Raw genomic sequence first — 18,122 nt, forward strand, 5'->3', positions numbered from 1 at the left:
CCTTAATTGCTAAGCCTATGAAATAATGAAACATTAACACTAATTAACGTTTAGATTAGTGATTTTTTTTGATCTTTTGTAAATAAGGTGTAGTATTAACTAAAACAACTGGTCAGATGAGCGGATGAGTTAATTATGAGTATCAGAACTAGCTTAAAGAAAGTATTACCCCCAATTTCAGTCACAGAACAAGAAGCCCTAGACGCGGGCGACGTATGGATTGAATCTTCTATTTATCAGGGTAAGCCTGACATGCAGGCATTGCGCGATATACCTCAGGCAAAACTGAGCGCGGATGAGCAAGCATTCATGGATGGTCCAGTAGCTGAATTATTGAATATGATCGATGATTTCGAGCTTGGTAACGGTAAGCACATCCCTCAAGAAGTTTTAGACTTCCTTGGTAAGAACCGTTTCTTCTCTATGATCATTCCAAAGAAATTTGGTGGTCTTGAATTCAGTCCTTATGCAAACTCTACTATTGTTGCAACAATCGCTGCGAAAAGCGGTGCAATTGCGGTAACTGTAATGGTACCTAACTCGTTAGGCCCGGGTGAGCTTCTAATGCACTACGGAACAAACGAGCAGCAAGACTACTGGCTACCTCGCCTTGCGGATGGTCGCGACATTCCATGTTTCGCGCTAACAAGCCCAGAGGCAGGTTCAGATGCAGGTGCGATTCCCGATGCGGCTATCGTTACTAAAGGCGAATACAATGGCGAAGAAGTACTTGGTCTTCGAGTAAGCTGGGACAAGCGCTATATAACGCTTGCGCCAATTGCGACTGTACTTGGTCTTGCATTTAAAGTATTCGACCCAGACCAACTACTTGGCGACAAGCTGGAGCTAGGCATTACTTGTGCCCTTCTTCCTAAGTCGCACCCAGGTGTTGAGCTAGGTAACCGTCATGATCCTATGGGCGTACGTTTCTACAACGGTACTACTCGTGGTCAAGACGTTTTTATTCCTATGGACTTCATTATTGGTGGTCAAAAGAACATTGGCCGTGGCTGGCAGATGCTAGTTAGCTGCCTAGGCGCAGGTCGTGGTATTTCACTTCCGGCAATGGGCGTGGCAACTGCACAGTCTGCATTTAAAGGTACGGTAGAATATTCGTTCGTTCGTGAGCAGTTTGGCCTTCCAATCGGTCGCTTCGAAGGTATTCAAGAGAAAATGGCTGACATCGCGGGTAAGACATTCTTACTTGAAGCCATGCGTGTTCTAACGACTGAAGGTCTTGGTCTAGGCGTTAAGCCATCGGTAGTGACAGCAATTGCTAAGTACCACATGACTGAGCTAGGTCGCGACGTTATGAACTCTGCGATGGATATCCAAGCAGGTAAAGCGATTCAGCGCGGTCCTCAGAATACATTGGCGGGTGGTTATGCTGCACTTCCTATCGCAATTACGGTAGAAGGCGCGAACATTCTTACTCGTAACCTAATGATCTTTGGTCAAGGTGCAATGCGTTGTCACCCTTACCTTAAGGACATGGTTGACCTAATCCACAGCAACGAAAGTTCGGCGGATGCAGAGTTTAACAAAGTACTTCGTAAAACTGTTGGCTTTAGTGTTAAAAATGCGTTCCGCAGCCTAGGTAAAGGCTACCTTCCGTTCCTACGTGAAAGCGAGTCTGCGCTACCTGAGGTTCGCAAGTACGAGAAGCGTGTAAACAGCATATCTGCAAAACTAGCGCCACTAGCTGACCTTTCGCTTGCAGTACTAGGTGGTGACCTTAAGAAAGCTGAGCTTCTATCGGCGCGTCTTGGTGACGTTATGAGCTACCTGTACGGTGCGATGGCAGCAATTCGTTTCTACGAGCAGCGCATCGAAGATAGAAAGCTTGCGCTTCCGTACTTTGAGTACGCAATGCAGTGGTCTTTACAGCAAGCTGATCAGGCAATTGTTAATTTCATCAACAATTTCCCGAACACAGCAACACGAGGTCTAATGCGTCTTCTTACTAATACTTACACCAACAGTGTTGCGGGTATTAGCGACGACCTAGTACGTGAGTTATCAATTGCATCTATGCAAGACAACAGTGTGAAAGAGCAGCTTACGCATCTTGTGCGTGTTAGCCCAGGTGATGGTAACGACATTAACGAGCAGGCGTTTAAAGCGAAACACGCAGTTGCGCACCTTCTTGGTAAAGTGCAAAAAGCACTTCGCAAAGAGCCTGTAGTGCCGTTCATCTCATTTGAACACGCGCTTAACAAGCTTCAAGAAAAAGGCGTAGTTACAGCTGATGAAGCAGCTAAGCTTCACGACTACAACGAGAAGCGCAAGCTAGCAGTACGTGTAGACGAGTACACGTTCGATATGGAACTTGTTCCAGCGTCACAAACGCTTAAAGCAATTGATGGCGGTCAAAACGCTGCGTAAAACAACCATGCGGTTATATTGACACAAAGCCCTGCCACTCTTCTGGTGACAGGGCTTTTTTATGCGCTCAAATCTGAGGCTCGTTTCCTTTCTATTGTTTAATTCGTGCTCTATCCTTTAGTTAATCTCATCTCTTAACGAAAGGATCTGTGCTGTGATAAAGGCGCTAGTTTTAATAAATAAAAGCGTTTCCTCTCTCTTTTTAGTTTTATCGTTATCTTTGTCGTTTTGTACCTTGGCGCATGATAATGGACAAAATTTCATCGTCGGAGAACTCAACCACCCTCGCGTGGCTGCTTTCTATAAACCGTTAATACAACGCGCTTATCGTGATATTGGTATAGAAGTTACATTTGAAAAAGTTGGTGGTGAACGAGGGCTTCGACTTTTAAATGAAGGAATGACGGATGCAGATGTTATTCGCTACGACGTGGTGTCACAACCTGATAATAATATTATTATTGTCCCACCTGCCCTCTCCCATGGTGCATCTTTTTTGCTGTGTATTAGAGGGGCACAGTGCGATAAAAGCGTGATTCAAGCCCCAGATAAAGCAATAGCCGTGACCACGCGTTTTTTCTTCAATATGCATGTGAACCCAGATGAGCTTAGCGCTAATATCTTCGAGTTCGATGACTTCAATCATGTTATCAGTTTATTATTAAACGGCAGGTTTGATTACGCAATTTTACCCAGTGACTATTCAGAAAAAGCTATTTTTGAGCAATCAGGAATAGAATATATCCCGCTTGTAGAGCACGAGTTAGTTCATGTTATCCATAAAAAACACGCCCATTTATTAGACCGTCTTTCCGGCGCTATAGCCAAACAACTCGAACTAAAAAAGAATAACAACAAATGATACAAATAAAAACGCCCACTTCAGTATCAAGTGGGCGTTTTAAGACTTTGAAATTTAACGTGATATATATATCCTACCTAGGCAAAATATTTTTATATTACGCGTTAATTTACCTAGCTTTAGTCAAACATATACTTAAGTGAAAGTACTGTTGTACGACCGTTCAGAGGACGAGCACGTACATAGCTACCTACTGCAGCAGAACCTTCTTCTGATTCAGTAATGATAAACTCATCAGTCGCATTGTTCATGTTAAGTGACACTGAGAACTGGTCGTTTACCCAATAGGTAGCAAATAAGTTTACAAGCGTGTAGCCATCTTGTTTCAGGTCATTATTGTCTTGTACGAAGTACTCAGTAGAGCCTTGTAGTGAAGCACCAACAGACCATGTGTCGGTAACGTACTCTGGAGTAATAGTCCAGATCCAATCCGCTTGACGGCGAGGCGTATTGCCTTCTAATGCAGGGTTATTAACGTCATCGCTAATTTCTGCATCAGTCCACGTTAAGTTACCTGACATAACAAAGTTGTCAGTTGCATTCCAACGACCTTCTAGCTCAAGACCTGTTGCTTCGTACTCACGCATGAAAGTTAGACCGCTTGTTACTTCTGCTTGCGTATCTTCAGTAACAGTATCAAACAAAGTAGCGTTAACCATTAGGTCTTTAGTACCGTACTTGTAACCAATTTCGAACTGTTTGGTTGTGTCGTAACCTGAAGTTGTGCTTGTTAGGCTACCATCCGCGTTCAACGTACCGCCAATTTGAAGTAGGCGGTCAGCAATGGCACGGCCACCTTTAGAGTAACGAGCGAAGAACGTTTGGCTATCGCTCAATAGGTATGAGCCACCAATTGAGTAAGACGTGTTATTTGCACTGTAATCTACGATTTGAGAAGCCGCACCAGCACGGTTTAGGTTGATTACACCACCGCGAATAAAGCCGCTATTAGTTGCAGAAGCATCTTCAATTTGCTCAATTACACCGTTACCGTTTAGGTCGAAATCAGCATTACCACCACAGCAAGAGCTAATAAGCTCGCCAGAAGCTTCAGTGGTATCGTGACGTACCGACGCATCAATGAGAATGTTGTCCGATAACTCAAAGCCAACGTTCATGTAAGGTGCTTTAGTCACATAGTTAAGATCCCATTCCCAAGAAAGGAAGCTTGCCGATAGTAAACCATCAGACACTAGCTCAACACCGTCTGCATCTGTGATAGTAAGCAACTGAGAATTGTCACCATCAAGTGTTTGGATAAACGTCTGCCAGCTTGACCAGCTTGTAGCGATGTCTTGATTTGAGTAGTAGTAACCTACTGTTAGGTCGATACCGTTATCAAACTCTTTACGCAAGCTAAAATCGTTTATCATGTTGCCAAGGTCGTTAATTCGCGTATCAAACTGAAGATTTGTAAATGCTTGACCTGTATATACTTCACCTGCGCCAGGACCGTTGGCCAATACTACGCTAGTGCTATCACAGTTAAGGGCATTGCCGTCACCGTCTGTCGCGCCAGAACATAGTGCTGATGCAAAGTTAGATACATCACCTGGGCCTGCTGGGAAACCGTCAGTGAACGGCGCGATGAAGCCACCAGAAATATCTGAAATACGGAATTTGTTTAATAAGAACAAATTCTCAGCTACTTCCAAGTCAACTTCTACACCAAATGAGTTTACTTTTGACTCGATACCGTCGCGAACGTCACGGTTTTCCGGATTACCGAAGCTGTCGAAAGTAGAAATGTTTGTGTTATACGCAGAATTCAGCGCTTGTGAACTGGCATCATAGCCTGGAACTGGGCCGTATTCGCCGTCACCTTTAACGAGTACTGGTGAAGGAAGGTACGTAGACACTTTGTCATCTAAGTTCTTGTAGAAGAAGCGAATGTGACCATTATCAAGCATCTTCGTGATATTAAATTTAACCTGACCGCCTTGGTCGCCATTGTAACCAGTTTCACGAGGACCTTCGCCGCCACGAGCAAAACCTGCAATGTGATAATATAGGTCATCAGTGATTTCGCCACCGTAGCGGAAATCTAAACGGAACTCTTCATAGTCAACACCGAATGATGTACCAATAGCACCACCACCTACTTCACCCGTGTTGCTGATCATGTTGATAACACCGCCTGGCGAGTTACTTGCAAACGTTGATGCTGAACCACCACGTACTGCTTCAACATTCGCCACCGACCAATCGTAACGTAGGAAGTTATCTGCGTTACCAAAGTTAATGTCACCATATTCTAGTACTGGTAAACCGTCTTCATGAAGCTGAAGAAACTTAGAGCCGCCTGTCGCTAGCGGAATACCACGAATTGTAATGTTTGCGTTACCGCCACCACCTGATGATTCAGCACGAATACCCGGCAAAGCTCGGAATACTTCAGCTGTTGAGCGAGGCGCTAGCTTAAGAATATCTTCCTCATCAAAAGCGCTAACTGAAACACTCGCTTCCTGCATTGTTGCGCCACCTGGCGCTGCAGTAACAACGATTTGCTCGAACTTCTCTTTAGATTTTGCTTCAGTCTCTGGTGTCGCAGATTCTTGAGCGAAAGCCGTGCCAGAAAGTGCTGTACAAACGGCTAATGTTAGTGCGTTGAGTGTGTGATGTTTTTTCATATTTTCTCCGGTAATGTGTTGGAGTTGTTAAATCCTAAGTAGCCGCTACCCTAACTACTAGGGTTGGTGGCAACACAAACATACTTAATCGATTAAGAATGTATAACAAAAAATCAACATTGTAAACAACCTGTGAAAAAAATTACTTCGAAAGTATTACCTGACCTTTCAAAAGTGTTAATACTTAAGTTCCTTGTGGTTAAACACAGAGAACAAATACGACGGTAAAAAACTAAATATCGATTAAGAAAGGGAATGCAATTTGAACGGCATGGAAAGCAAATTGGTTAATGATTTCATTCAAAATCTAACAAACCGATAGCGTGATAATTGCTCTGTGATAAATTAAAATATAGTGTAAAAATTAAAAAAGTGCCCAGAAAGAAACACTATAGTTTGATAGTCTGGGTTTCATCGGACGCGCTTAAGGCATCAAATTGTTAAAAGGTTTTTCTCGTTGAATATAGATCAAGAGTCAATATCGCAAATTGAGATAGAGCGAGATACAACTGATATGCTCATTGGCAACAGTTTCATTGGTTTTCTGATGACCATGTTTGCTTTTTCTGGTTTATTGTTTTTCTTCGAAAGTGACTCTCCTTCAATATTCGTTCAGAAATTTCAGGTTTGGATGGTAATGATGGGCGTGTCGATAGTGCGTCTTTTAGATGCTATTTTCTGGCGTTTTAAACTTGTAGGCACTCACTATAACCCTAGACCAGTTTTGTTAAGATTCTCAATTGGCTTGTTTACCACAGGGAGTATTTGGGGGCTGTACTCTGTTTTGTTTTATCCAACCATGGCAACAATTGAGCTTGCAGCGACCATGGTGGTACTTTCAGCTATGTCCGGCGGAGCAGGAACCGTATTATCACCCAATAAATACCTTGTTGGCTTTTACTCGACCGCGCTTCTTATTCCTATGTCTTTGTGCGCTATCTTCGATAAAAATGGCGAGTTTATTGTTTTAGGTGTGCTCGGGCTTGTATTTTGGTTTGGTATTTTTACTAGTGCGTTTCGCTACCACAAGTTTTTTATCAACACCTTATACATCAAGGCTAAAAATAATAAGCTAATGGAGCAAATGAAAATAGAGAGAAATGAAACAGAGAAAGTAAACCAATTGCTTATCGCTTCAAACCAAAAGCTAGATGCCTCTAATTTAAATCTGGAAGCAGAAGTCGAGCGAAGAACCGCGGAATTATATCGCCTTTCGAACAGAGACCCTCTTACAGACCTGCCCAACAGAAATGGTTTCTTAAAGCATTTAAACAATCTTCTGGATACAACGCGCGCCCTTGATAACTCCCTTGCAGTTCTGTTTATCGACTTGGACGGCTTCAAACAAGTGAATGACAGCCTTGGACATAAGATTGGCGATATTGTACTGGCCGAAATTGCTAAAAGACTTCGTAACTACACAGAAGATAATCACTTAGGCCGCTGGGGGGGAGATGAGTTCGTTGCTGTCATACCCTACGCGAATATTGATACGGCCAAAGCCGTAGCGCACGCTATGCGAAGTGGGGTCACTATTCCTATTTTTGCGGATGACAACCAAATTACCCTAGATGCCACAATAGGGATTGCAATGTTTCCTTCGCACGGTGATGCTGCTCTTGAACTAATTCAACACGCCGATCTAACCATGTACGACCAGAAGCGCAAACAGCGTGGGTCGGTAAGCGTGTTTAACGAAGCCCTCCATGCAGAAATAAAGATTGAGCAAAAATTATGTGAAAGGCTTCGCACAGCCATCGAAGCCGGTGAATTGAGCGTTTTCTATCAGCCAATTATTGATGTGAATACGAATACCGTGTTCACTGTTGAAGCGCTGTTAAGGTGGAAGTGTGAAGACGACTATATATCCCCCTCCGTGTTTATCCCACTTGCAGAAAAAAGTGGCTTAATGCCTGAAATAGGAGCATGGGTATTAAACAGAGCCCTTATTGACCTTTCTCACTGGTCGTTTGGTAACGAAATATCCATTTCAGTAAACGTGTCAGTAGCGCAAATGTTAGACGACGGTTTCTCCAAAATTTTAGACAGAGCGCTTAAATCGACACAAATAGCCCCAACGCAACTGCACCTAGAAATTACTGAAAGTGTATTTGCGATAGATAAAAAACTCATAGGTCAGAGAGTGAGTGAACTGGTTGATAGAAACGTGAAAATATCTATTGATGACTTCGGAACCGGCTACTCCTCACTAAGCAGACTCCAGTCAATACCATTCGACTTTATCAAGATTGACCGCTCTTTTATACAGAATAGAACTGAGGAGAGTGATACCATAATAAGGGCAACCATATTAATGGCAAAAGAGTTTGGCTGTAAAACTATTGCAGAAGGCATTGAAACTGCAGAACAAAAAGCACATGTTTCAGCGCTCGGTGCAGATTACTTGCAAGGTTTTTATTATGCGAAACCTATGGATGCTAATAACCTTATTTCTTGGTACAACGAAAATTATTAATCACCATGGCTCAACTTTATTTTTACTATTCTGCGATGAATGCAGGAAAATCCACCTCTCTTCTTCAATCAGCCTATAATTATCGCGAGCGAGGCATGCACTCTATTATTTACACTGCGGCCCTTGATGACCGCTATGGTGTGGGTAAAGTTACCTCAAGAATTGGATTGCAAGCAGACGCTAAGCTCTACAACAAAGAAGATGATTTATTCTTATCAATACGCCAAGACTGCGAAGAACGAAAGCCTGACTGTGTATTCATCGACGAAGCCCAATTTCTTACTAAAGCGCAGGCTCGGCAGCTGGTTGAAGTAGTAGACGAATTGGACGTTCCGGTGCTTGCCTATGGTTTACGAACGGACTTTTTGGGAGAAACCTTTGAAGGCAGTCATTATCTGCTCGCATGGGCAGATAAGCTTTTCGAACTTAAAACAGTGTGCCACTGCGGCAGAAAAGCTAACTTCGTAGTTAGGCTAGATGAAAGTGGAAACGCGGTTAAAAATGGAGACCAGGTACAAATTGGCGGGAATGACCGTTATGAATCAATGTGCCGAAAACATTTTAAAGCGCTTGTTTGGGATGATCAGGCTTAACTTGGCCTAATAGATTCTGAACAGTAAATTCACTGCAAACATCAGGCTCTAGCTATTAGCCCATTTAATAGCATCTGTACTTTTAATATAGACCATTTTAGTAACGACATCCTAACACTAGGTTTCTTCCGATACTGTTAACATTTCTTTTGAAACTCTATATTTGGATGGTTATAGCCATAGCCAATTTTAAAAGGCATCTTAAATAATTAAGATGCTTTAACTTCTAAATTCACTAGTGTGAAAGTTGCAAAGTTGTGAACGGAAAAAACATTAGCTATGAAAGGGGGAACCTAGCCGACACAAATACTTAATTAAATTTGCACCCGCTGTTTGTTCCCTCGTTTACTAAAAACATTTGAAAATAGACGCCCTTTCAAAGCAGAATTTTTCAAAGACAAAGCGTCTTACTAAACCGTTTCGCCTAAACGTACTTCAAACGGCAGCGTATTTTTAGTTTTAACGTGATCTAAAAGCGATTTTGCAGCTTCTACGCCTTTTTGAGAGCTAGATTGACATACCGTTGTTAAACTTGGTCGCGCTCTCTCGGCTTCTTCGATGCCGTCGAAGCCAGTGATCTTTAATTCTTGTGGAACCTTTATGCCCATCTCAAGTGCCATATGCAACAGCTCCAACGCTATGATGTCACTCATGCAAATTACAACGTTAGGTCTAGGGGAGCTTGTAAGCACTTCTTTTGCAGCTTGTCGCGCGAAGTGCCTATCACTTTCTGGTAGATGCCAAATGGCTTCTTTCGTTACAACCACATTTTTATCTTCAGCAGCCCTTAAGTAGCCATCTAAGCGTCGGTGAGCAATAGAGGTTTCAACATCAATAAGAGGGCTATCATAAATACGGCACGTTGCAGGAGAGTCAATAAGTCGTAACCCTAGAATTGCGACTGAATCGCCTTCATTTAAAGCATGACTAGCCACCTGATAAGCCGCTTCTTCATTATCAATATTGATTGAGGGCTTATTATCAATATCAAAATCGACAGTAACTACAGGTTTAAGTGAGGCAGCCAGTTCTCTTATAAGATTTACATTACGAGGTTGACCATAACAAATAAATCCATCAACGAAGTCTACAACATCAGCAATACTATTCGAGTCGCCTGCATAGAGAAGCAAGTGTTTACCACTTTCCTGTAACGCAGAAGAAGCGCCTTTTATGAAGGTACTTGCTACAGGATCACTAACCATATAGGAAATGCTGTCTGCCAGTACTAAAGCTACAATATTTGAAGTTCCCTTCCTCAGAATTTGCGCGGCTTTGTTTGGACCGCTGTATCCAATCTTTTTGCACTGCAATAAAATTTCTTCACGCTTCGCTTTGGATAATTGATCTGGACGATTAAACGCATTTGAAATGGTAGCCGTTGATACGCCTAACTGCTCAGCAACATCTTTAAGGGTTAGTTTTGTTTTGTTCATTAATTTTTAACTCATTTAACGAAGCTGAGTGCCCTACGCTAAAACAAAGAAGGGCAGTCAGCACGCACTGTGACCACCCCTCGATTGTAACACCTTCTTAAACGTTTAACTCAATAATTTTAACGTTTAAAACAGTACCTGATTTAACAAACCTTTGAACAACTTAATCTAAAGATATTAATATCGCTATCTAGTTCCGAAGATTTTATCACCTGCGTCGCCTAATCCAGGCAATATATAGCCCTTTTCATTCAACCTTTCATCAATAGCAGCTGTGAATATATCGACATCGGGGTGAGCATCAACTACGGCTTTGATGCCTTCAGGTGCGGCAACAAGAAACAACCCCATAATTCTGCGGCAGCCTTTCTTTTTGAGTAGATCAATAGTTGCGATTAGAGTTCCGCCTGTGGCAAGCATGGGGTCCACAATAAGTGCAGTACGCTCATCGATATTTTTAACTACCTTATCAAAGTAAGCTACCGGCTGAAGGGTTTCTTCGTCGCGATAAAGCCCAACCACACTAATTTTCGCATTTGGAATTAGCTCTAATACGCCTTCTAACATCCCCAATCCGGCGCGAAGGATTGGCACTACCGTTATTTTTTTCCCTTTAATTTGTCTTACTTCTACTTCGTCACCCGACCAGCTTTTTATAGTAGCGCGTTCTGTAGGCAGAGTTCGCGTTGCTTCATAGGTCAGCAAATTTCCCACTTCTGAGGCAAGCTCTCGAAAATCTTTGCTACTAATTTTGGCATTTCGCATAAGCCCTAGTTTATGCGCAATAAGCGGATGGGTAATTTCGTGAACGGCCATGTAAGACTCCTTGTAATCGAATTCACTATATTTTAACCCAGCCGTGCCTTAGTTAAAGGGATTGGTCGTAAAAATATATTTATTCAATGCTTACTTAGGACAAGCTAAGCTGATTTCACAAAAACTAGCTTGTTAACCGAGTTCTGTCTTTGCTAATTATTCGACTGCTTTTGAATTTATTCACGGTGTGTATGAGATGAACCAGCCTACCCTACTTGCAAAGTAGCGCCATCAGGCATAGTTACTTCAATTTTCATGTTCCCGCCAACAGCAGCTAAATAAGCAGCAGCACGTTGAAGAGACACGTCCTGGATACGCTTTGATTCCAACTTGCTTACGCCTGACGCCGTCACTGATAACGCCATTGCTACGACTTCTTGTTTAACTCTGTGCTGTTTTCTAATGTCGCCTAGTGTGATTTCTTTCATTGTCTTTTACCGAGAATTTCGGGCATTAAAAAAGCCCAGATGGTGATACCTTCTGGGCTTTTGCAAAACGTTTTTACCTGCAGTGCCCAGAAGCCAATACTTGCCCCTGAACACCGACGGTCAGGTGCAATCAGTAATTAAAATTATAAAAATAACCAGTTGAAACGTTTCGCATAATAATTCTCTTTTTACAATGTACATGTACAAACGGCATTCTGCCGAGACTAAGTGAAATAGTTGGGCTAATGGTTGTTCTGTGAAAACAGTAGCCGCCTCGTGTCACTTATCCTTAACCATACCATGTAGATAAGCAATAGCAATGACTTTCCAAAAAGGAAAGTCTGCAAAACAAGTTGAAAGCAGCCGTTTTAGGAAACAGACGAGCTTAAGCAAGTAACGTCAGAACCAACCTTTGATTGTTTAAGAGAAGCAAGAAAGCGTGGTACAAGATCGCTCCCCTCTTCAGGAGACCAGCTTGCAAAACCTTTGTCATCCGTCACTTCATACGGCCCTTGCTTGACTTCCATAAATACCACTGGGCTAGAGCACACAGTTGCATGCCAGGTATTAGGTGGAATTTCAATGCCTGAGGTTTCTCCACCTGCCGTTAACGTTACTTTTTCTTTTACCACGCCGTCGTCGTTGAAAAAAAGAATCTCCAACTCACCTTCCACAACCATGAAAAACTCCCATTTGTGAGGCTGCGCGTGTCGATGGGGCCGAACGTAGGAGTCTGGCATCATGGCAATAAAAAGACGCTGAACCATATCAGTATAAGATTTGTGAACGTTAAAGTTAGCTCGTCGGCGAGGACTCTCTGCCGCTTTATGTTTTAACTCACTAAACAGTGCTTTATCAAAGTACTTAATATTGTCCAACCTCATTTCCTAACTAAAGCTTGGGTATTGTATTAAAGCCTATCGCTTCTTCATTCGAGTCCGCAAGCATCAAAAGTAATCATTTATTTTTCTTCATTCTGCGGCTTTGTTCTTGACGCTTCTCTTCTCGTTTTTCTTTCCTATCTTTCTTATCTGGCGTCAACGAGCCTGTTTTGAATTTTGCTTTACGCTTGGCTTTCGCTTCAGCTTTTTTCGCCGCTTCAAGTGCCATTTCTTCTTTTTCGACTTCCAGCATTTCTGGAGTCTCTAGCGTAATTCGTCCCAACTTACCCGACTGCAGTTCTTTAAGCAGGATCTCGCATATTTTATGAAGATTTACGCGACCACCCGCTTGAATTGCTCCGCGCGTTTTAGCGGCGGCTTCCAAAAACTCAATTTCAGTATCTGGCAATTCGGTTAGCTTATAGCGCTCCTTCATTACTTCTGGATACGCTTTAATGAGGTAATCTGCCGCAAAAAAACCGACATCGTCGTATTCCATGGCAGTATTTTTAACAGCACCTGATGAAGCCAGCCGATAAATGGAATGTGGGTTTTCAAGCTTAGGCCACAGTACTCCCGGTGTATCAAACAAGATAATACCGCTGCCCAAGTTAATTCGTTGCTGGCTCTTCGTTACAGCAGGCTCGTTACCGGTTTTCGCAATGATTCGCTCGGCCAAAATATTAATTAGCGTCGATTTTCCCACGTTAGGTATACCCGTGATCATGGCTTTAATCGCTTTAGGCTGGCCTTCTTTATACGAACAAATACTTTTAACCAGCTGCATAATTTGCTTGCTGTTGCCTGGGTTATCGCTAGAGGTCGTAATCGTCTTTACGCCGCGCTCTTTCTCTAAGCTCTCCTGCCAGCGCGCGGTAATTTCTGGGTCTGCCAAATCGTACTTATTAAGAATTTTTATACAGGGCTTATCGCCGCGAATTTTTGCAATTTCAGGGTTTTCACTGGAATACGGAATACGTGCGTCAAGCACCTCAATAAGAATGTCTACTTGATTAAGCGACTCTTTAATTTCTTTCAGGGCTTTGTGCATATGCCCTGGAAACCATTGTAATGCCATGGTTGTTTCCTATCGTAATCGAGTTGAGGGAAGGTACTTAACGGGTTAATTCATAAGCGCAGATATTCACAGCGCTGGCTAAGTTTAACGAGTCAATTTTACCGCTTCCCGCAATGGTATACGCCGTTGCGTTTAGCCGTGATAGTGCGTCAACAGGCACGCCACGGGCTTCGTTACCAAACAGATAACACTGATAATCACCAAAGGTGTTAGAGGTAATATTACTACCATTCATATCTAGGAAGGCGAAACGTTCGAACCGCTCGCCTAGGCTTTCTAGCGCTACATTTAATTCCATGTTCACATGGAAAATAGCCCCCATACTTGAGCGTACAACTTTCGAGTTGTAAGGGTCCACACTGTTAGGGCTTAGTAATAGCGTAAAATCACCAAACCACGCTAGCGTTCTTAGTATGGTGCCTAAGTTGCCGGGGTCTTGAACTTCATACAAATAAATGTACTTTTCGGTACTGCATTTGTTTATAGAAATATTGGTTTGTGACCGCTGTGAATTCAACGCGGAGTTAGGAAGTGGAACGCGAGCAATAATACCTTGAGGTGACTTAGTATCACTGAGTTGCTGCATTTGTTGCGACGATACCATTTCTACTTTCATTTTAGAGGCTGAAGAATCAAGTCTTTCTTTCACCCACGCCTCATAGTCAGCTGTCACATAAAGGGTGATATCACCTAATGTACTGCTGTCATGCTGAGCAACGTTAATTAACTCTAAAACTAAGTGCTCTCCTTCCACCAAATAGAATCCGAACTGCGTTCTAAATTTCTTTTGATGAAGCTTTTTCACGTCACTTAGTTTCATTTGCACTGCCCTTTTCGTTACTTTCGGCGCAAGTGTAAGGTATGAAACCCAAAACGCAAAGCGGCAAGTCTCAATAGTGAAACAAATAGTAAGAGAAAAAGATTGTAGTGGGGAAATACGAGATAAAGGATAGTATTAAAAAGGGCGTTCCAAATAACTTGTAAACGCCTTTTTAATTATCGAGATACCAAGACACCTAGAGCGTTCCAACGTTTGCGTGACTCACCAATTGGAATACACAAGCAGGCTTCTTCTTTTTCACTTGGCAAAATCTGACATACAACATTTGCACTTTCAAACTCGTGGGCAAGTTCTGTTGCAAATGTTTCCGTCACACCTTCCACCAGCACAAACTCGTTTTGCTTCTTCAACGCTGCAGCTAACTCTTCTACCGCTTTAAGTGAAAACGGCCATAAAGTACGTAATACTCTTAACGATGCAACTGAGGTGGTATCTCCACCTTGAATTTGTACTTTAAACATTAAATTACTCGTCTAATGTTGTGGCTTCTTTCGTATCATCACTCGTTGACGTCAGCGATGAACCAGCAGCAAACCCACCTGCGCCAGCCAAACCAACACCAACTGCACCAATTCCAATTTCACCGAGCGTTGCAGCGCCTGCGAGAGCAATGGGCACTGTTGCTAGCCCTGCTGTGCCCACAATAGCAATGCCCAAACCAATCATGGCAATTCCAACGCCTAGTTGCTCCCAACCATCAAAACCGCCGGACACCATTTCAAGTTCACTTGTATTTAACTCTTTCATTTACATTTCCTTGTTTCAGTAAGCTTCCATTCGAAGCCAAAAACAGGGTAAAAAATGAAGTCAAAAATAGAAACTGTGCAATGGGCGGGTTTTAAAACACAGAAGAGCTAAAGCACCAACCAAACTGGTTTGGTTCTTGTTTCCTAATGCTATTCAGCAACAACATAAATGTCACCGTCGTAAATACCTTGTACGGTAAGCTTCTGGCTTGCCAATGCCTGAAGGTAATCAATATGCGCTTGTTCCACTTTCTGTCCAGGAACAATAAGCGGAATACCAGGCGGATACGGTGTAATTAAACCTGCTGCAGTGCGTCCAACACTGTTTTGCCATGGAATGGCTTCCCTAGGGCTGAAAAACGCTTTTGACGGAAGGTCATCTAAATGAATTGGCGGAATGTCTGCCGGTAACGGGCTTTTGCTCTTGCGCTTGCTTAGATTAACGGCGCCGTCATCAAGACGTTTCAATGCGTTGTACAGCCTTACAATTTTAGAGCGCATTCCGCCTAGCGTAAGCAGTACTAGAATAGTGCTATGAGTAAACTTCTCGATTTCTAAACCAACCTCGTCCATCAAGAAACGATGTATTTCTTGGTTTGAATAATCAAGCGCCGATACGTCTATTAAGATTTTAAGCGGATCATGCCCAATGTTATCGCTTTCGAAATGAGAAAACATATTCGCAAAGTCACTAGGCGAAAGTATTTTAAGTCGCTTGAACTTGGCCATTTGCGATTTGAGTTCGGCAACATTGCTTAGCAGCTCATTAAGGATTTTGTAGCCTTCCATCTCCAGCTGTTGTCGACATACATCAAGCGAAGCAATTAACTGATACTTAGGCGAGGTACTGGTGTGAATTGCAAACACTTCTTTAAAGAAGTCTTTATCGAAATCGGGATCGTTTACATGAATAAAAGATGCTTGCGAGAACGCCGACACCACTTTGTGCGCAGAGTGAGTTATATAGTCTGCCCCAGCTGCGATAGCCGAGTAGTCGCGTAATACAGGATGGAACAAGGAATACGCAAACCACGCTTCATCAATAAACACTTTAATGCCATGTTCATGGGCTAAATTCACCACCTGCTTGAGGTCGGTAAGTAACCCATCATAAGTACAGCCCGTCAGTACGATAAGTTTAGCATCAGTATTTTCTTCAATAAGCTGCTTAATTTGCGCCATCCTAGGCGGTGAAAAAATACCGTATTCAGGGTTAAATACACTGTCTAAATACACTGGCATGGCTCGCGCCTGAATAATGCCGTAGTGCACTGACTTGTGGCAGTTTCTGTCGGCAATTACTTTATCGCCCTCACGCAACAGCGTCTGCAAAATAATTTTGTTTGATGTAGAAGAGCCGTTCGTGACGAAATAGGAATGGCGAACCTCAAAAGTATTCGCAACAGCGGCTTGCGCTTTACCAATAGCGTGAGTGCCATCTGATAGTGAGCCCAGTGAGTCAACGCTAACAGACAAATCGCTGACGAACACGTTACGACCGAAGAAACGATAAAAATCACTAATATAGGGTGAGTTTCTAAAGCTTGCGCCACCGCTGTGACCTGGCGTATGCCACGAGTCATTAGACTCTACCACATAGTCTTTGTATTCAGTCCAAAACGGCGTTTCGTTTCTATCATCAAAGTCATTGATGATATAACCCAAAATGGATTCTGGGTCTGAAATAATGTCGTTACGATAGAAGAATGATTCAATGCCATTGGCTTGGTTTACAATATCCAATCCTTTTACTGCATCGCCTAAAACATACACGGGAAGTTCAGGGCGAATGCGTTTAATAGCGTCGATAACTCTGGCGTTATTATCAATCACTGCGTTGCGTGCAGACGACTTTTCGCTTGTGGTTTTCTCGTTCGCGTTTTGTGAACTAGCGCTTTCGGCCGCGGGGCTCGTATTTTCATTAAGTACGCCATTTAAAGGCACTACGTCTGTTAGCTCTTTAACCTTCGCTACCACATCCCAGCTAAATACCACAGCCTGAATGTCACCGTCTTCACGAACAAATTGTAGTGCCTTTGCAACGGAGTTTGCCTCTAGCAGGCTTATTTCCAAATCACTTCGGTCAAAGTAAGCAATGGTGTTGCCTATGCTCGACGTAATTTGTTCCAACAGATCAACAGCATCTTCTATAACAAGAATTTTTAAATGAGGGCGCATTAACCAACCATGTAATTAATAGTGAGCATTTAGCACTAGGCTAAAACTCATAAAAGTAAGAATTAAACAACCAAACTTGAAAACTAAAAATAGTGTAACTCTGAATTTCACTGGTGTCGTGTAAACTCTTGCTATGTCGTAATAATAGTGCCTAAACGAATTGGACCGGGGCTAAACCACTCATGCACACACCTTCCCTTCAAAACCAATTCCCACACGCTTATCTTTCAAAATCAACAAAGCACAAAAGTAACCTACGGGAATTTCTACACTACGCGAAAAACGTGCTCCCTTCTATTGCTTCAACAAAGAAAAACGTCTGGCCAATACACCATGACCACTGTTTTATTCGGGTGATTTTAGACAATATTGTCGGCTGTGCTCGGTATGAGGTCATTCCCTCACCAGCCTATAAAAACCTGACCGACAAACAAGCCAGCGCAGCATTATGCCTTGCCAAGAAAATAGCCACTGAAAGTGTCTCGCTTTATGAACTCAACCAACGCTCGAAACAATGGCGCAATAAGCAGCTAAAGTTGGAGTTTTAGTATGACAAAACGCACATCCCTCAATGATGCAGTATTGATTCAAGACGGCCAAGACCTAGAGCGTATTGTGAAAGATAAACGCGCGCAATGGAGGGCGAATAACGCAAAGGCGCGACGCAGACAACGTCGATACAAAAAGAAGCTTATTGCAGAGCTTCCGCGAGTTATCACCGATATTCATAGCACATATCCCGAAGATGATGCGTAAAGCACTATCATAATAG

16 protein-coding genes are annotated in these 18,122 nt (G+C 42.7%); 6 read left to right on the top strand and 10 right to left on the bottom strand.

Translation table 11 applies throughout. The features are described from left to right. The first annotated feature begins 135 nt into the window (after positions 1 to 135). Positions 136 to 2,385, top strand: coding sequence for an acyl-CoA dehydrogenase (locus tag ACXAFM_RS03680; RefSeq protein ID WP_474833417.1), 2,250 nt, complete (start codon positions 136 to 138; stop codon positions 2,383 to 2,385). Positions 2,386 to 2,539: 154 nt separating this feature from the next. Further along, positions 2,540 to 3,247: a hypothetical protein gene (locus ACXAFM_RS03685; protein ID WP_474833419.1), complete on the top strand. Its 708-nt coding sequence runs from the start codon at positions 2,540 to 2,542 to the stop codon at positions 3,245 to 3,247. A gap of 119 nt (positions 3,248 to 3,366) precedes the next feature. On the opposite strand, the gene ACXAFM_RS03690 is transcribed toward ACXAFM_RS03685, so the two are convergent. Beyond that, complete coding sequence (locus ACXAFM_RS03690) at positions 3,367 to 5,877, bottom strand: TonB-dependent receptor (RefSeq protein WP_474827003.1); 2,511 nt, start codon at positions 5,875 to 5,877, stop codon at positions 3,367 to 3,369. A gap of 457 nt (positions 5,878 to 6,334) precedes the next feature. On the opposite strand from ACXAFM_RS03690, the gene ACXAFM_RS03695 reads away from it, so the two are divergent. After that, positions 6,335 to 8,353, top strand: coding sequence for a putative bifunctional diguanylate cyclase/phosphodiesterase (locus ACXAFM_RS03695; RefSeq protein ID WP_474833422.1), 2,019 nt, complete (start codon positions 6,335 to 6,337; stop codon positions 8,351 to 8,353). 5 nt (positions 8,354 to 8,358) lie between these two features. Continuing rightward, positions 8,359 to 8,946, top strand: a complete 588-nt coding sequence (locus tag ACXAFM_RS03700) for a thymidine kinase (protein WP_474833425.1) — start codon at positions 8,359 to 8,361, stop codon at positions 8,944 to 8,946. 410 nt (positions 8,947 to 9,356) lie between these two features. Here ACXAFM_RS03700 and ACXAFM_RS03705 read toward each other — a convergent pair whose 3' ends face one another. The 9 genes from ACXAFM_RS03705 to ACXAFM_RS03745 form a co-directional block, all read right to left on the bottom strand. Beyond that, positions 9,357 to 10,382, bottom strand: a complete 1,026-nt coding sequence (locus tag ACXAFM_RS03705; RefSeq protein WP_474827014.1) for a LacI family DNA-binding transcriptional regulator — start codon at positions 10,380 to 10,382, stop codon at positions 9,357 to 9,359. A 186-nt stretch (positions 10,383 to 10,568) separates the two neighbouring features. Continuing rightward, the gene (gene upp / locus ACXAFM_RS03710; protein ID WP_269917486.1) at positions 10,569 to 11,198 is read right to left on the bottom strand and encodes a uracil phosphoribosyltransferase; all 630 of its coding nucleotides are present in this window, start codon (positions 11,196 to 11,198) and stop codon (positions 10,569 to 10,571) included. 206 nt (positions 11,199 to 11,404) lie between these two features. Next, a complete protein-coding gene (locus ACXAFM_RS03715) occupies positions 11,405 to 11,626 on the bottom strand; it encodes a helix-turn-helix domain-containing protein (protein WP_014950268.1) in 222 nt (73 codons plus the stop codon). A gap of 368 nt (positions 11,627 to 11,994) precedes the next feature. Further along, the gene (locus ACXAFM_RS03720) at positions 11,995 to 12,504 is read right to left on the bottom strand and encodes a WbuC family cupin fold metalloprotein (protein ID WP_474833428.1); all 510 of its coding nucleotides are present in this window, start codon (positions 12,502 to 12,504) and stop codon (positions 11,995 to 11,997) included. Positions 12,505 to 12,583: 79 nt separating this feature from the next. Next, positions 12,584 to 13,585, bottom strand: coding sequence for a ribosome biogenesis GTPase YlqF (ylqF, locus tag ACXAFM_RS03725; protein ID WP_474833431.1), 1,002 nt, complete (start codon positions 13,583 to 13,585; stop codon positions 12,584 to 12,586). A gap of 37 nt (positions 13,586 to 13,622) precedes the next feature. Next, the gene (locus ACXAFM_RS03730; protein WP_474833434.1) at positions 13,623 to 14,405 is read right to left on the bottom strand and encodes a TrmH family RNA methyltransferase; all 783 of its coding nucleotides are present in this window, start codon (positions 14,403 to 14,405) and stop codon (positions 13,623 to 13,625) included. Positions 14,406 to 14,581: 176 nt separating this feature from the next. Then, positions 14,582 to 14,887 carry a hypothetical protein gene (locus ACXAFM_RS03735; protein ID WP_474833437.1) on the bottom strand — a complete coding sequence of 102 codons (306 nt, stop codon included), beginning with the start codon at positions 14,885 to 14,887 and terminating at the stop codon, positions 14,582 to 14,584. A 4-nt stretch (positions 14,888 to 14,891) separates the two neighbouring features. After that, entirely contained in the window at positions 14,892 to 15,173 is a 282-nt protein-coding gene (locus ACXAFM_RS03740; protein WP_474827027.1) for a hypothetical protein, read from the bottom strand. Between the two features lie 149 nt (positions 15,174 to 15,322). Further along, positions 15,323 to 17,350, bottom strand: coding sequence for an aminotransferase class I/II-fold pyridoxal phosphate-dependent enzyme (locus ACXAFM_RS03745; RefSeq protein ID WP_474833440.1), 2,028 nt, complete (start codon positions 17,348 to 17,350; stop codon positions 15,323 to 15,325). Between the two features lie 284 nt (positions 17,351 to 17,634). On the opposite strand from ACXAFM_RS03745, the gene ACXAFM_RS03750 reads away from it, so the two are divergent. Together ACXAFM_RS03750 and ACXAFM_RS03755 are read left to right on the top strand one after the other, a co-directional pair. Next, a complete protein-coding gene (locus tag ACXAFM_RS03750; RefSeq protein ID WP_474827031.1) occupies positions 17,635 to 17,898 on the top strand; it encodes a hypothetical protein in 264 nt (87 codons plus the stop codon). Position 17,899: 1 nt separating this feature from the next. Further along, positions 17,900 to 18,106 (top strand): hypothetical protein, encoded by a 207-nt coding sequence (locus ACXAFM_RS03755; protein ID WP_474827033.1) that lies wholly within the window; start codon positions 17,900 to 17,902, stop codon positions 18,104 to 18,106. The last annotated feature ends 16 nt before the right edge of the window (positions 18,107 to 18,122 follow it).

The sequence above is a fragment of the Alteromonas sp. ABD4_190 genome, from assembly GCF_056160105.1.

What these genes read in the sequence shown, in the direction of transcription:
- ACXAFM_RS03680 (WP_474833417.1), top strand. Translation starts at nt 136, where the DNA reads ATGAGTATCAGAACTAGCTTAAAGAAAGTATTACCCCCAATTTCAGTC.
- ACXAFM_RS03690 (WP_474827003.1), bottom strand. Translation starts at nt 5,877, where the DNA reads ATGAAAAAACATCACACACTCAACGCACTAACATTAGCCGTTTGTACA.
- ACXAFM_RS03700 (WP_474833425.1), top strand. Translation starts at nt 8,359, where the DNA reads ATGGCTCAACTTTATTTTTACTATTCTGCGATGAATGCAGGAAAATCC.
- ACXAFM_RS03705 (WP_474827014.1), bottom strand. Translation starts at nt 10,382, where the DNA reads ATGAACAAAACAAAACTAACCCTTAAAGATGTTGCTGAGCAGTTAGGC.
- upp (WP_269917486.1), bottom strand. Translation starts at nt 11,198, where the DNA reads ATGGCCGTTCACGAAATTACCCATCCGCTTATTGCGCATAAACTAGGG.
- ACXAFM_RS03715 (WP_014950268.1), bottom strand. Translation starts at nt 11,626, where the DNA reads ATGAAAGAAATCACACTAGGCGACATTAGAAAACAGCACAGAGTTAAA.
- ylqF (WP_474833431.1), bottom strand. Translation starts at nt 13,585, where the DNA reads ATGGCATTACAATGGTTTCCAGGGCATATGCACAAAGCCCTGAAAGAA.
- ACXAFM_RS03730 (WP_474833434.1), bottom strand. Translation starts at nt 14,405, where the DNA reads ATGAAACTAAGTGACGTGAAAAAGCTTCATCAAAAGAAATTTAGAACG.
- ACXAFM_RS03735 (WP_474833437.1), bottom strand. Translation starts at nt 14,887, where the DNA reads ATGTTTAAAGTACAAATTCAAGGTGGAGATACCACCTCAGTTGCATCG.
- ACXAFM_RS03740 (WP_474827027.1), bottom strand. Translation starts at nt 15,173, where the DNA reads ATGAAAGAGTTAAATACAAGTGAACTTGAAATGGTGTCCGGCGGTTTT.
- ACXAFM_RS03745 (WP_474833440.1), bottom strand. Translation starts at nt 17,350, where the DNA reads ATGCGCCCTCATTTAAAAATTCTTGTTATAGAAGATGCTGTTGATCTG.
- ACXAFM_RS03755 (WP_474827033.1), top strand. Translation starts at nt 17,900, where the DNA reads ATGACAAAACGCACATCCCTCAATGATGCAGTATTGATTCAAGACGGC.